Origin of the sequence: Xenorhabdus sp. BG5 (assembly GCF_015163665.1) — a bacterium.
In the GTDB taxonomy this organism is placed as follows: Bacteria; Pseudomonadota; Gammaproteobacteria; order Enterobacterales; family Enterobacteriaceae; genus Xenorhabdus.
The window spans coordinates 48,518-61,762 of the sequence record NZ_JADEUG010000009.1 but is presented as its reverse complement, the minus strand read 5'-3'; the positions used below and the strand labels follow the sequence as shown (position 1 = coordinate 61,762).

Here is a 13,245-nt window from a genome sequence, read left to right as displayed (position 1 = left end):
CAGAGGGACAAAATGAGTATTCCAACACTGAGTGATTACCTTCTTCCCACTTCTCAAGAATTACCAATCAATAAAGTGAATTGGCCACTTGATAGCAATCGTGCCGCATTACTCATCCATGACATGCAAAATTATTTCCTCAATTTCTGGCAAGCTGACAGTCAGCTTGTGAAGCAGGTTGTCAATAATATTGTGCATCTAAAAACAATGTGTAAAAAGCAGGGAATACCGGTTTTTTACACCGCCCAACCTAAACATCAGGACGATGCAGACCGTGGTTTGCTGAATGATATATGGGGCGCGGGAATAAATCGGTATCCTGAGCTGCAAAGCATTACTCATGTATTGGCACCCGAAAGCGATGACACCGTATTAATAAAATGGCGTTACAGTGCCTTTCAGCGCTCAGATTTGGAACAACAATTGAAAGGCATGGGGCGTGATCAATTAATTATCTGCGGTATTTATGCTCATATTGGTTGCATGATAACGGCGACAGATGCTTTTATGCGTGATATCCAACCTTTTTTTGTCGCTGATGCACTGGCAGATTTCAGCCACGATGAGCACATCATGGCATTACATTATATTGCTGGCCGCTGTGGTCGTGTACTAACGACAGAAACACTACTCAATGAAATATCTCCACAACCTGAATGGACGCGAGAACGTCTCCGCGCTGAAATTTTACCCCTGTTGGATGATGACTGTGGCGATATTGATGACCATGAAAACATGCTGGATTACGGTCTCGACTCAGTGAACATAATGTCACTGGCAGCACGCTGGCGCTATGAAAACCATAATGTTGATTTTATCTCACTAATGAAAACCCCAACGTTGGCAAATTGGCTCAGTTTGCTGACTGCTAGCTCAGGGTCCAAACTATGAATATAGCTTTTGATTTCAACAATAAACATGTTTGGGTGACAGGCGCCGGAAGTGGTATTGGTTATCACATTGCCAGCCGATTTAGTCTGGCCGGAGCGAAAGTCATCGGATTCGATCTGGCATTTCCCGATTCTGCTCTTCCTTTTACTGCTTATAAGTTAGATATCAGTGACCCTATCGCTGTAAGTCAGCTTTGCCGTGAATTACTCGCGGCAGAGCCTCACCTGGATGTATTGATCAATGGTGCTGGCATCCTGCGAACAGGGCTAACAGAAAACCTGAGTTGGGAAGATTGGCAACAATGTTTCAATGTCAATGCTGGTGGCGCTTTTAACCTCTTTCAAGCCGTAATTCCACAATTTCAACGACAACGCAGTGGAAACATCGTTTCTGTTTGCTCTAACGCTGCTCATGTTCCACGAGTTGAAATGTCGGCTTATGGTGCTTCTAAAGCGGCAATGCGTAGCCTGTGCCAAAGTGTTGGGCTTGAATTGGCGCCCTATGGTGTGCGTTGTAACCTGGTTTCTCCTGGTTCAACGGATACGCCTATGCTACGCAATATGTGGCAAAATGATACGTGGCAAGGCGCTGCAACCAGGCAAAATATCATTAATGGCTTTCCTGACCAATTTAAGTTAGGTATTCCTTTGAAAAAAATTGCCCTACCGGAAGAAATTGCAGATACGGTTCTTTTTCTTGCCTCCGATCTCGCCAGCCATATTACCTTGCAGGATATTGTTGTTGATGGTGGAGCAACGTTGGGTTGCTAATTAATGGAATAGTGCAGGCTTTTTATAACAAGCCTGCATCATAAATAGTGTCTACCTATGTCTATGAGCGATTGGCTGCGATATGTATTTCATAGCTTTCACACTCTTGATCTATACTATTGCCCCTTTTGTAACACATAAAAAACACAATGGAACGCTTTCTCGAAAACACAATGTATGCCTCCCGCTGGCTACTTGCACCGGTTTATTTCGGTTTATCATTGGCATTATTTGCCCTTGCGGTTAAGTTCTTTCTGGAAATCATGCATATCCTGCCGAATCTTCTTTACATTACGGAATCCGACCTAATCCTGACGCTGCTTTCTCTGATTGATATGGCTCTGGTTGGAGGATTGCTGGTAATGGTGATGTTTTCTGGCTATGAAAACTTTGTTTCAAGCCTGGATATTCACGAAAGCAAAGAAAAATTAAGTTGGCTGGGGAAAATGGATGCAACCTCACTCAAAAATAAAGTTGCAGCCTCAATTGTCGCCATTTCCTCTATTCATTTGCTGCGCGTCTTTATGGATGCCAAGAATGTGCCGGACAATAAGCTTATGTGGTATGTCATTATTCACCTCACCTTTGTTTTATCCGCATTTATGATGGGATATCTGGATAAACTTACACGCCACAATCATTAAACGAACAAGCAAACCAACAATCATCGCCCTGATGCCAGTTGAACCCAACCGGCTGGCATTACGGAATTCGCCTCTTCGATGAGCTTCCTTTCACGGACTCTTTGAGCAATTTTTCAATAAACCTATCCACGACCATTTCAACGACATCACTTCTGGTTGTCTCCAGGCGATTAGCCAAACTATCAATTTTTCTGATAACAGACATTCTTAAGGAAAGAGAAACCGGCTTTTTTTTCTCTTTATCAAGAAAGACATGGCTGGTGGTTTCTTCAGATTTGCAACTGAGATGCTGAACAAGGAGTTCTTCGATCCTTCTCACATCTTTCCTGGTCAGGATCCCTTTATCAACTAACTGATAAGTATTGCCCATTTTGCTAAACCGGATATCCGCACAGTAAAGATCTCTCAATTCCCGCAATGCACGTGTTAACGTTGGTTCCGAACAATTCAATTCCCTAATGATCCTAACCTTACTGACCGGTTTACCCTGTGAAAGTAATAAAGTTAATTTGAAATTTCTAAATTGTTTGGGACTAAGCAGCATTTTTTTATTACCAAGTCAGGGATAAAAACCCCCCAAGCTCTCTACTGTTAACGACAAAAATAACTTTCAGCATAGCTACTATCACAAGTAAATCAATATCAAAACGAATTAAAAGCCTTAGCTATATTTTCGACCGTTTAGGATCCTATGCTGCATCAGGTTCTATACCATAATGCGCTGCCCGCTCAAGAATATTCACTGCCCAGCGTTGATGGGTGGCAGGTTCACACATCACTCCCTGCGATTTGAAAACGGCTCTATTGGCATTGAGAATAGTCAGCGCCTCAGCATGATCATGAGCATTAACCATTAGCGCTCGTTGGATGCATTTAATCTGCCTTGGGTGTATGGCCGTTTTTCCCACCAGACCGTGAGCAATATCCAATTCCAGCTCTTTCTCCAGCAATCTCAAATCATCAATATGCTCACAAACCGGTGCAGTCAGGGCAAATCCCCGCGCAACAAAAACGGCAACCAACATTTTAATGACATATCCCATTGGCCCATCATACAGGGTAAAATTACGGGAGCGCCGCAGGGACATGACATTCATCAGATCATTACCGCCAATACGCAGGGCAATAATACGATCCTTGCAAGGGTGTTTTTTGAGCATGTCCGCAAGCTGGTTCATTTTCCGAACGTCAAACACCTCTTCACTCTCCAGTGTTGGCATAATGCACAGATGGGTTGGGCCAATAACATCCCACCAGCCGGACAACGAAGCATGGGTAAATTTGGGCAACACCAGTCCATCAATGGCATTCAGATTCACATTGGCAACCAAATAATTTGCCATTTTTTCATCACGTGGACGGATAAAAATCAGGGGACGATGGCAATCGATATTGGAAGAAAGACTACCCGCTTCGGTCAATGTTTGCATAACCTCCCGAAGATTTTCGAGGGCAATGGGAATATCCTGTTCACTAACGGCATCTTCCAGACAAATAACCAGCGAGCGCAGATCAGGGATCTTATTCTGTAACACAATTTCTGCAATATCCTGGCGGGTGGCTGGCATATACAGAGTTGCGCCAAGTCGGTGTGGAGAAGGGATTGGTTTCATCACGCGACCTTCTTAATGATAGTTACAGCACGATATTGACCGATTAGATCACCGACTTCCGTAATAACAACATTTTTCTGACGTGCCAAATGAACCAACAGGCCAACATCAGGATCATCCTGAGAACGCACGAGTACATGTTCTGGCACACGTCGTAATACTGCACGAGTTGCTTCGGCAATGCCAGGTTTAATACGGTTAATACTGTCAATCTGGTATTTTTCAGCAAGACTGGAAATCACCGTTTTGCTTAATTGCTGCAAAGCGGTTTTTTCCTGTGGCAACCAAACCGCTTCTGGTATAACAGCCCAATCCAATCGATTACGACAATCAGCGACAGTGTCCACCAATAAGCGGCTGCACTCAAACTTGAGCAGGTGATCACACTGCACGCAACCGTGCACCTCTTCTTCATGCCAGATCGAACGTGATATCAATCCCGATACCGGTGCTCCCATAATACCGAAAGGAATCAACCAATCATCATCGCTGGCTGCCAGCCACGAACAGCCACAAGGATCAGCTAATACCACCAGACGTGGAATACCTGAATATCCCTCCCGCCCCGCTAAAGATCGCGACAGTTCTGTAGTAATCGCGCCTTTGCCTGTCCAGCCATCAACAAATACCACGCCATCCGTTCCATGTTTCTGCTCAATATACGATAGCGCTGTATTATCAATACCACGATCCCGAATAATGCTGATGCCATAATGATAAGAACGCTTGCCCATTTCCCTGAGGGTTTGATGCAACATCACCCCCAATGGAACGCCAGCCCTAACCAAGCTGACCAAGACAATCGGCGTATCACCAAAGCGGGACACCAGAGCTTTGGCTAGCATCACAACTTCCGTCGCCAACCGAACAGCCCCTTGTCCAAGCGCTTTATCAAACAGTTCAAGGTGATAAGATGTGGGTTCTGGCTCCTGACTTAACATATCCGAATAATGACGAGCGCCAGACTGGATCAACTGCTCCTTGATATCCACAGGCGTCATCTCAATTTGAACAGGTTTTAGCAGGAATTGGACATCATCAGAAGCATAACTCCCAGAGAAAGGGGGAAAGCTATTCATTATTTACAGCTCCAAATAAGGCCGTCATTAATGTGACAGCAAACTGGCTTTGCTGAGGCATGCCAAACCAATCACACAGTTGCATAAAACGGTGATCGCTCAGACTGTCTCCCAAGCCGATAACCGGGAAAACGCCTCTCTCAGCACGAAGCCTTTGCAAAAGATGATGAGTCGCCAGTCCCTTGTCAACACACTTTGGCAACACAGTAAGATTGTTATTGTTTTGATGGAAATAAAAGTTTTGATGAAAATGACTTTCTTGAGCCAAAGCTTCAGCCAGTATATTAAGCTCATTCAATTTATCGTGATTGCGGTGCTTGATGATCAGAGAAACAGGCACATCACCGTACTCATAGTCAATGCGTACCCAAGTATCTATACCATAAGATGCCATCAAACGCTGGCTCAGACGTTCCAACTCACACAATTTATCCCGATATGACAACAGTTCTGACAACATGTACGATTGCCACAGCTCATCAACAGTACCTTCTGGCGTGAGGAGCACCGCACCGTGCGAAACAATACGCCAGGAACGGAAAGGGATCTGCACGCGGTTTAACTGTTCTGTATTTCTGGCTGTGACTGGAATAACCTCTGTATGAGCCAACAACCAATCAACCAGCATGGACTGTTTTTCAGTCATATAGCTGTGGGGAACACATTGTCTATCCAAGGCACCCACGCGAAAAGCGATTTCTTTCAGCTTACGGCGAGATTGAAATAGCGTGTCATCAAGATCAGTCAAAAATACAGGCTTAATCATATCCAACGATCTCGACAACCGGAGAAACACGGGCAAGCTGTGCCATCAGCGCCGGATCAACGGACATTTTGGGCGTTTCAAGACAGAGTAATACCCGATCAAATTTCTGGTGCGCAACATTGTAGAGAAAATTCGGAATGCCAAGCCCGTAATTATCCGTAAAAGCCATCACAGATTGGATAGCATGGCCGCAAGAAATGGGGGAGCGAGTTGTTGAACCAAATACCACTGATGCCCCTTCCTGCTCAAGCCGTTCAGCCAGCAGGAACGGCTGCCAGACAAATTCACTGGAACCCAATACCAGCACGTTTTCGCCTGCTTTGGCATTGATTGTAGCGCCAATGTCACATTGGATCTCATCCAACCCCAAACGTCCCCAATTCTGTTGGCCTATCATGTTGATTTCTCCCTTGGCCGTAACATTGACTGGAGGCATCACCGGCACTGTGGCAGAGATATCCGCTTCCCACTGCCAATTCCCCTCGATCAGGGAAACCTCAGAAACCGGCAATGGGCTGCGTTTCACAACCGATTTGCCACTCCAATCCGTCAATGTCACGGTGACAATATGTTCAATATGCTCAAGCCCTGCATGACGCAGTGCATCCAGCAAATTAAGGAACGTATTGCCCGTGGTTGCTTCATCATCAATCAGAACCAAAGTTCGGGCATTTGTCACCCGTTGGCGCAAACGGTTCTCTGTTGGCCAATAAATCAGATGATCCGTAGCATGGCTGTGATTTTCCTTAAACTCACACAATAAATCGCCATCAACCGGATGGCGTGTCGAAGTCAGAAATACGGGCTTATCGGCTTTGTGTTTCGTTTCTTGAAATACCCCTGCCGCTAGCCCGACAGCCGTTTCTGCCATGCCAATATAGAGAACCGGGCCGGGAAGATTAGCAGGGAATCGTGCAGATAATTGCTGATAAACCGAACGCATGATCGATGGCTTGACCGGAATATGTCGCCCCAAAACTTTACTGACAAACAGGAATGCTCTTTTGGGATTACGGCGTTCAGCGATATCAAACAGGGTTTCCAGACATGCTGTGCCACGCGATGCCGTCACCGTCAATGTCCCACTGTTTAACTTTTTTTGGTAAACCTGGTCTTGGAAAACCTGTTTTTCATCAGCTGGTTTTTTATAAACATCGATGTCACTCAACACAGTCATGGAGATGCCTTTTCAAAAAAAACTCAGCCTGAACCAATAAGGTAACTTTCAGCATTTGTTCTTAATTCGGTGAAATAGTCATCGCAGTCTAGAATTTCAAACTAGTACGTGTCAATCATATTATGATTCTTTAGGCTAAAATTTGTTTGACTTTTCTGCATGGAAAAGAAATCATACCAAACGAAACCAGCCTGTTGACTATCATACAGTTAACAGCCAGATAGACCTGTTTACGGGAGTCATAATATGACAGATTTAAGTTATCTATTTGTCATATTATGATTTTTTAATACGTGAAATTACCGTGATTCACCGACAAACAGAATAGAGGTGTCATTAATGGTTTCGTTAAGCAAAAACCAGTCAGTTTCGCTCGCCAAACAGAGCGCATCACTGGCTAAAATGGATTTTGGTCTGGGATGGGATCCTGTGACCAAGAAGAAAGGCTTTCTGACGAGTTTATTCGGCGGTGGCAGTGATGAAATTGATCTGGATGCAAGCTGCGTTCTGCTTGATAAATCTGGCAATGCCATCGATACAGTGTGGTTCGGCCAACTGAAATCAAAATGCGGTTCTATACAACACACTGGCGACAACCTGACTGGTGAAGGTGATGGGGATGATGAAGTTATCCGCGTCAATCTAATCAAACTTCCCACCAATGTCGAATACCTTGCATTTACTGTTAACAGTTTCCGTGGACAAACCTTCAATGACATTGAAAATGCCTTCTGTCGTGTCGTTGACCAAAACGGCAAAGAGCTGGCTCGCTATCAGTTGAATGAGCAAGGTGCCCACACTGGCATTATTATCTCTTCCCTGCGCCGCAACGGTGGTCAGTGGGATTTCACGGCACACGGCGTCCCTTGCCTTGGACGTACTATTGACGCGATGTATCCACAGATCGTTGAAACGGTGGTGCGCTAATGAATCTGACGCCTGGGGGCAACGCCTCTGTTCCCAACCAAACGCTGACTGTGCGGGTGCTATCGGGTTCAGCCGTTGATGTTTCTGCTTTCCGTCTGTATGCAGAGGGCAAAGTGAAGGGTGATCCAGATATGGTGTTCTACGGTCAGCCGGTCAATGATGACAACACCATCCGCCTGACTGGCGGTAATATCAATACCTCATTCAGTGTCAACTTGCCTGCATTAAGCCAGGATGTCCAGAAAGTCGCGTTCACCGCGACTTGCGACGGTAATCAAACGATTTCCAATCTGCGCAACCTTTCCATTCGGGTTGAACTGAACAACAGCGTGATTTTGCAGGGAGATGTTGAAGTACAAGGTCGTCCAGAGGCTGCCTTGATCCTCGGCGAACTGTATCGTCGGAACGGTGAATGGAAATTCCGTTTTATTGCCCAAGGCTTTAATGGCGGTCTCAAACCACTGGCTGAGCATTTTGGCGTAGATATTATTGATGATGAGCCAGCACCAAATACCGTTAATTTGAGTAAGGTTTCTCTGACCAAAGAAAAACCGACTATCAGCCTTAGCAAACGCGACAACTACGGTGAAATTCGCATCAATCTGAACTGGAGTCAAAACGCTGCCTCCTCAAGAGGCCTATTGCAAGGCATGTTCGGTGCAAACAAAAACGTGGATTTGGATCTCGGTGCATTCGTTAGACTGCAAGATGGAGAGAAAGACGTTATACAAGCACTGGGGAATCGCTTTGGCAATTACCGTTATGAACCGTATGTAGAATTACAGGGGGACGATCGCACCGGTCAAGTACGTGATGGTGAATGGCTCCACGTCAATGGGGTTGAATGGAAAAACCTCCGTGAAGTTTTGATCTACGCCTTTATCTACGAGGGCGTGCCGAGTTGGGACAAAACCGACGGTATAGTCACAATTTATGTCCCTGACCAGCCCCCGATTGAAACGCGGATGACAGAAGGCAACAACCACAAAGGCATGTGTGCCATTGCCCGCCTTGTCAATGAAAACGGCGCCATCAAAGTAGAACGCATTAATCAATACTTCAGCGGGCATAAAGAGATGGACAGGGCGTTTGGCTGGGGTTTTAGCTGGACATCCGGCAAGAAATAACTTTCTATTTTACCAATAAGCGGAGGGACTGATGTCCTTTTTAAACAAAATCAAATCAGCGTTCAACGCAGGCCGCGAAGAACTCACCACCCAAGTTAGTCGCTTCAAGAACAGAAAGTTCATGGAAGGTACGGTAGCAGTATGTGCACACGTTGCCATGGCGAGTAATGGCGTCAGTTCAGAAGAAAAGCAGAAAATGATCGGGTTCATCAAAAACTCTCCTGAGCTGAAAGTGTTCGATACCGCTGAGATTATCGAATTCTTTAACAAACTGGTCAGCAGCTATGAGTTTGATGCTGACATTGGTAAAGGTGAAGCCATGAAATTCATTATGGCTTTGAAACAGCAACCGGAAGCGGCGCAGCTTGCTTTGCGCGTCGGAATTGCAGTCGCCAAAAGTGATGGTGACTTTGATAACAACGAAAAACAGGCTGCCCGTGAAATTTGCTTAGCCCTTGGCTTTGCACCGGCTGATTTCGAACTGTAATCGCAGATAATTTAAGAGGCTTACTTCATGGTATCCACGCACATTGGTTTTCCGATGGAAACCGTTGCTGTATTTATTATTCTGTCGGTTGGTGCGCTCTTTATCGACCTCTTTATGCATCGTCATGATAAGCCGATTTCGCTGCGTAGTGCCGCCCTTTGGTCTATTTTCTGGATCGCAATTGCCTTTGTTTTCGCGGGATTCCTGTATGTCCATCACGGCGCGGAAGCCGCAAGTCTGTTTGTCACGGGCTATGCACTGGAAAAAGTCCTGTCCGTCGATAACCTGTTTGTCATCATGGCAATTTTTTCCTGGTTCGCTGTCCCAGACCGCTACCGCCATCGAGTCCTGTATTGGGGGATTATCGGCGCGATTGTCTTCCGTGGTATTTTTGTTGCCATTGGGACAAGTCTGCTGGCGCTTGGGCCGTGGGTTGAAATCATATTTGCGGTTATCGTTGGCTGGACAGCGGTCATGATGCTGAAAAGCGGTGATGATGACGATGAAATTGAAGACTATTCACAGCACCTTGCCTACCGTCTGGTGAAGCGTTTCTTCCCAATCTGGCCGAAACTGCGCGGCCATGCTTTTGTACTGAACCAAAAGGAAGTGGATGAGGAATTGGCTAAACCAGAAAACGCCGATGTGAAAGTGGGTTGGGCGAGCAAAGCCGCACTTTATGCTACGCCACTGATGCTGTGTCTGGCAGTGGTTGAACTGTCTGACGTGATGTTTGCCTTTGACTCTGTACCTGCGGTAATTGCAGTCAGCCGGGAACCATTAATTGTGTACAGCGCCATGATGTTTGCTATCTTGGGCCTGCGCACGCTCTACTTTGTGCTTGAAGCATTGAAAAAGTATCTGGTGCATTTGGAAAAGGCAGTAATCGTTTTACTGTTCTTTATTGCCATCAAACTGGGTCTGAATGCTTCTGAGCATATATTCCACCACGGTTATTCAATTTCAGCTACAAATAGCTTATTTGTGGTGATTGGCGTACTGGCAGCCGGTATTCTTGCCAGCCTGCTGTTCCCGCAAAAAGAAAATGCAAGCTAACTCCGTAAAATCTAAATAACAATACGACGTAATAAGTGAGGAAATAACAATGGGTGTATCTCTTTCTAAAGGCGGTAACGTTTCTCTGAGCAAAGAAGCGCCAAGCATGAAAAACGTTCTGATCGGTCTCGGCTGGGACGCTCGTGCTACTGACGGACAAGACTTTGACCTTGATGCCTCAGCTTTTCTGCTGACAGCAAACGGCAAAGTACGTAGTGATGCAGATTTCATTTTCTACAACAATCTGAAATCGGCTGACGGCTCCATCATGCACACTGGCGACAACCGTACCGGTGAAGGGGATGGCGATGACGAATCACTGAAAATCAAACTGGATCAAGTGCCTGCTGACGTAGAAAAAGTGGTGTTTGTAGTAACTATCCATGAAGCACAAGCTCGTCACCAGAGCTTCGGTCAAGTTTCCGGTGCCTTCATCCGTCTGGTTAACGATGACACACAAGTTGAAGTGGCGCGCTATGACCTGACGGAAGATGCGTCTACCGAAACCGCTATGCTGTTCGGTGAACTGTATCGCCACAATGCAGAATGGAAATTCCGCGCAGTAGGCCAGGGTTATGCGGGTGGTCTGGCTTCTGTTTGTGCCCAATATGGTATTAATGCTGCTTAATTTGAGTATTACTCAATTAAGCATTTCAGTGTAAAGCTTGAATTCGGTGCACTGAAATTAAAAGCCCTGCTTGATAATATCGGTAGGGCTTTTTGTTGTCTTACCTATTTGTTTATAATTCATTACTCAGAGCCTGAGCCAGAAATTGATCACTGGAAATCTGGGGTTATCATACGGATATTTCTACCATTTTAATTCGAAAAGATTTTGAAATGCATTTCATTTTAATATTCTCATTTAAAACTCTTTAGCATTTTCACGACATATACCAATCCAACTTCAAGATGCGTGTTATATTTCCCCGCTGCGCGGGGAAATATAAGGCCTCGCCTCGTCTTGCGGATTACAGCTTGAAGTTTATTGAGTATATAATGTCAATATTTATAAATAGATACAGGATAAAAAATATAACCTGCCAAAGAAACCACAGACTAAGATCCTCTATTCATCCCTTTGATAACACAAAAAATCACATAATTATTTACAGAGTTATTTTTTGTTCTAACCTAAGAGATGCATTTCAAAATGGATAAATATCCAGTTATTTTTTGCGAGTTGCTTCGCAAAGAGCAACATTACCGATGGCATATTAGCCAACTAACCGCTAGGGTAGATATTGATTATTAACAATGAACACTATTTAGATGAAAAACACGTATGAATTCGCGGTGCAGTGCGGGCGAAGTGCTGATAGCGTATCGCAGTATATCCATAACACAAGGAACGTCCAAATGGGCCTTCATGTTTCATTCCGCTATTCTGACATTGGCTTCCCTGAATTAATACTGAACGGCAGTGCACTCAGTGATGCTGGATTTACCGCAAATGAATTATTTCATATCTCACAGTTTTCCAATGGCGTTATTATTTCTCTTGTTGATCCTAACGCAGATTTAGCCAATTTAATCAATAAAGTGGAAAACAATCCATACCAAGGAATCGACAATATTCGTGAAAATGGTGAACTTTATATTGCCGGTGACTGGCTAACGATCAGCAACTTAGTGGAACAACCTATTAACATTGAAATACAACCTGACAAGATTATTCTAAAACCGAAATTGATGGAAATATTGGCTTAAAATCAATTGTCACTACAAAAATAGCCTTCCATTAATTAGCCGGAAAGAAATATTAAGAAGAATTCCGGCTTTTATAATTTCTGATATTAAATGCCGCCTTATTTAAACAGCATTTCGAACTCTATAACCTATTTCCCACCAGCCAAATCAACGAAATTACCTGTAACATATGACGATTCATCAGATAGCAACCATGCAATGGCCTGAGCAACTTCTTCCGGTTGTCCACCCCGTTTCATAGGCAAGGAATCTTTGATTCTTTCAACGCGTTCAGGCTCTCCACCATCGGCATGCATTTCGGTATAGATGAATCCAGGGCGCACAGCATTTACCCTGATTCCCTGCGCAGCCACCTCTTGCGCCAACCCAATTGTCAGCGTATCAATGGCCCCTTTCGATGCCGCATAATCAACGTATTCATGGGGAGAACCTAATCGAGCGGCAGCGGATGAAACATTGACGATGACTCCACCTTGCCCACCGTGACGCAAAGCCATTCTCTTAACCGCTTCACGCGCACAGAGAAAGGCGCCAGTGATATTAGTGGCAAAAATTTCATTTAACCGCTCTGCCATCAACTGTTCAATGGTAGCTTGAGGTTTTAAGATCCCGGCATTGTTCACTAATCCAGAAATATACCCCAACTCTTTTTCCGCCCTTTGGAACAATGCTATCACTTGATTTTCATCCGCAATATCCACCTGAACCGCAATTGCTGACTGCCCAAGAGCACGGATCATATCCACTACTTCATAAGCACTGTCTTCACGGTTACGATAGCCAATACAGATATGGTGTCCCTGTTTTGCCAAACAAATTGCCGTGGCCTTGCCGATACCACGGGAACCACCAGTAATGATCGTTACTTTTTTCACAATGCTATCCCATATTTGATTTGCGTTATTTTTTTACTCTCTATGTAAAATTTGCAATCACAATATTCAAAACTATACTCCAAACTGCAAGAGTAGATTTCGAGTTTCAGTACTCTAATCAGA

Annotated in this window: 15 protein-coding genes; 9 read left to right on the top strand and 6 right to left on the bottom strand. The window is 44.8% G+C overall.

All coding sequences use genetic code 11. The annotated features are described in order from the left end of the window. Positions 1-12 precede the first annotated feature (12 nt). The 3 genes from IQ209_RS06880 (at position 13) to IQ209_RS06870 (ending at position 2,305) form a co-directional block, all read left to right on the top strand. Positions 13-891: an isochorismatase family protein gene (locus IQ209_RS06880; RefSeq protein ID WP_193850224.1), complete on the top strand. Its 879-nt coding sequence runs from the start codon at positions 13-15 to the stop codon at positions 889-891. Further along, positions 888-1,661, top strand: coding sequence for a 2,3-dihydro-2,3-dihydroxybenzoate dehydrogenase (gene dhbA / locus IQ209_RS06875; protein ID WP_193850222.1), 774 nt, complete (start codon positions 888-890; stop codon positions 1,659-1,661). The genes IQ209_RS06880 and dhbA overlap by 4 nt, the downstream gene beginning before the upstream one ends. Positions 1,662-1,810: 149 nt before the next feature. Continuing rightward, positions 1,811-2,305: a TIGR00645 family protein gene (locus IQ209_RS06870; protein ID WP_193850220.1), complete on the top strand. Its 495-nt coding sequence runs from the start codon at positions 1,811-1,813 to the stop codon at positions 2,303-2,305. A gap of 58 nt (positions 2,306-2,363) precedes the next feature. Here the strand turns inward: IQ209_RS06870 and IQ209_RS06865 are convergent, their stop codons facing one another. From IQ209_RS06865 to IQ209_RS06845, 5 genes are all read right to left on the bottom strand, one after another. Continuing rightward, a complete protein-coding gene (locus IQ209_RS06865) occupies positions 2,364-2,849 on the bottom strand; it encodes a tellurium resistance protein TerW (RefSeq protein WP_193850218.1) in 486 nt (161 codons plus the stop codon). Between the two features lie 145 nt (positions 2,850-2,994). Further along, entirely contained in the window at positions 2,995-3,918 is a 924-nt protein-coding gene (locus tag IQ209_RS06860; RefSeq protein WP_193850313.1) for an HpcH/HpaI aldolase/citrate lyase family protein, read from the bottom strand. Further along, positions 3,918-4,997: a cysteine protease StiP family protein gene (locus tag IQ209_RS06855; protein ID WP_193850216.1), complete on the bottom strand. Its 1,080-nt coding sequence runs from the start codon at positions 4,995-4,997 to the stop codon at positions 3,918-3,920. Before IQ209_RS06855 ends, IQ209_RS06860 begins: the two co-directional genes overlap by 1 nt. Next, entirely contained in the window at positions 4,990-5,763 is a 774-nt protein-coding gene (locus IQ209_RS06850) for a hypothetical protein (protein WP_193850214.1), read from the bottom strand. The genes IQ209_RS06855 and IQ209_RS06850 overlap by 8 nt, the downstream gene beginning before the upstream one ends. Beyond that, positions 5,756-6,940 carry a phosphoribosyltransferase domain-containing protein gene (locus IQ209_RS06845; protein WP_193850212.1) on the bottom strand — a complete coding sequence of 395 codons (1,185 nt, stop codon included), beginning with the start codon at positions 6,938-6,940 and terminating at the stop codon, positions 5,756-5,758. Before IQ209_RS06845 ends, IQ209_RS06850 begins: the two co-directional genes overlap by 8 nt. A gap of 339 nt (positions 6,941-7,279) precedes the next feature. On the opposite strand from IQ209_RS06845, the gene IQ209_RS06840 reads away from it, so the two are divergent. The 6 genes from IQ209_RS06840 (at position 7,280) to IQ209_RS06815 (ending at position 12,247) form a co-directional block, all read left to right on the top strand. Beyond that, positions 7,280-7,867 carry a TerD family protein gene (locus tag IQ209_RS06840; protein ID WP_193850210.1) on the top strand — a complete coding sequence of 196 codons (588 nt, stop codon included), beginning with the start codon at positions 7,280-7,282 and terminating at the stop codon, positions 7,865-7,867. Further along, entirely contained in the window at positions 7,867-8,994 is a 1,128-nt protein-coding gene (locus tag IQ209_RS06835) for a TerD family protein (RefSeq protein ID WP_193850208.1), read from the top strand. Before IQ209_RS06840 ends, IQ209_RS06835 begins: the two co-directional genes overlap by 1 nt. Positions 8,995-9,025: 31 nt before the next feature. After that, positions 9,026-9,481, top strand: a complete 456-nt coding sequence (locus tag IQ209_RS06830) for a tellurite resistance TerB family protein (RefSeq protein WP_193850206.1) — start codon at positions 9,026-9,028, stop codon at positions 9,479-9,481. A 27-nt stretch (positions 9,482-9,508) separates the two neighbouring features. Beyond that, positions 9,509-10,537 (top strand): TerC/Alx family metal homeostasis membrane protein, encoded by a 1,029-nt coding sequence (locus IQ209_RS06825; RefSeq protein WP_193850203.1) that lies wholly within the window; start codon positions 9,509-9,511, stop codon positions 10,535-10,537. Positions 10,538-10,586: 49 nt separating this feature from the next. Beyond that, entirely contained in the window at positions 10,587-11,165 is a 579-nt protein-coding gene (locus IQ209_RS06820) for a TerD family protein (RefSeq protein ID WP_193850201.1), read from the top strand. 731 nt (positions 11,166-11,896) lie between these two features. Further along, a complete protein-coding gene (locus IQ209_RS06815; protein WP_193850199.1) occupies positions 11,897-12,247 on the top strand; it encodes a SymE family type I addiction module toxin in 351 nt (116 codons plus the stop codon). A gap of 128 nt (positions 12,248-12,375) precedes the next feature. Here the strand turns inward: IQ209_RS06815 and IQ209_RS06810 are convergent, their stop codons facing one another. Beyond that, entirely contained in the window at positions 12,376-13,122 is a 747-nt protein-coding gene (locus IQ209_RS06810; protein ID WP_193850197.1) for an SDR family oxidoreductase, read from the bottom strand. Positions 13,123-13,245: the final 123 nt, after the last annotated feature.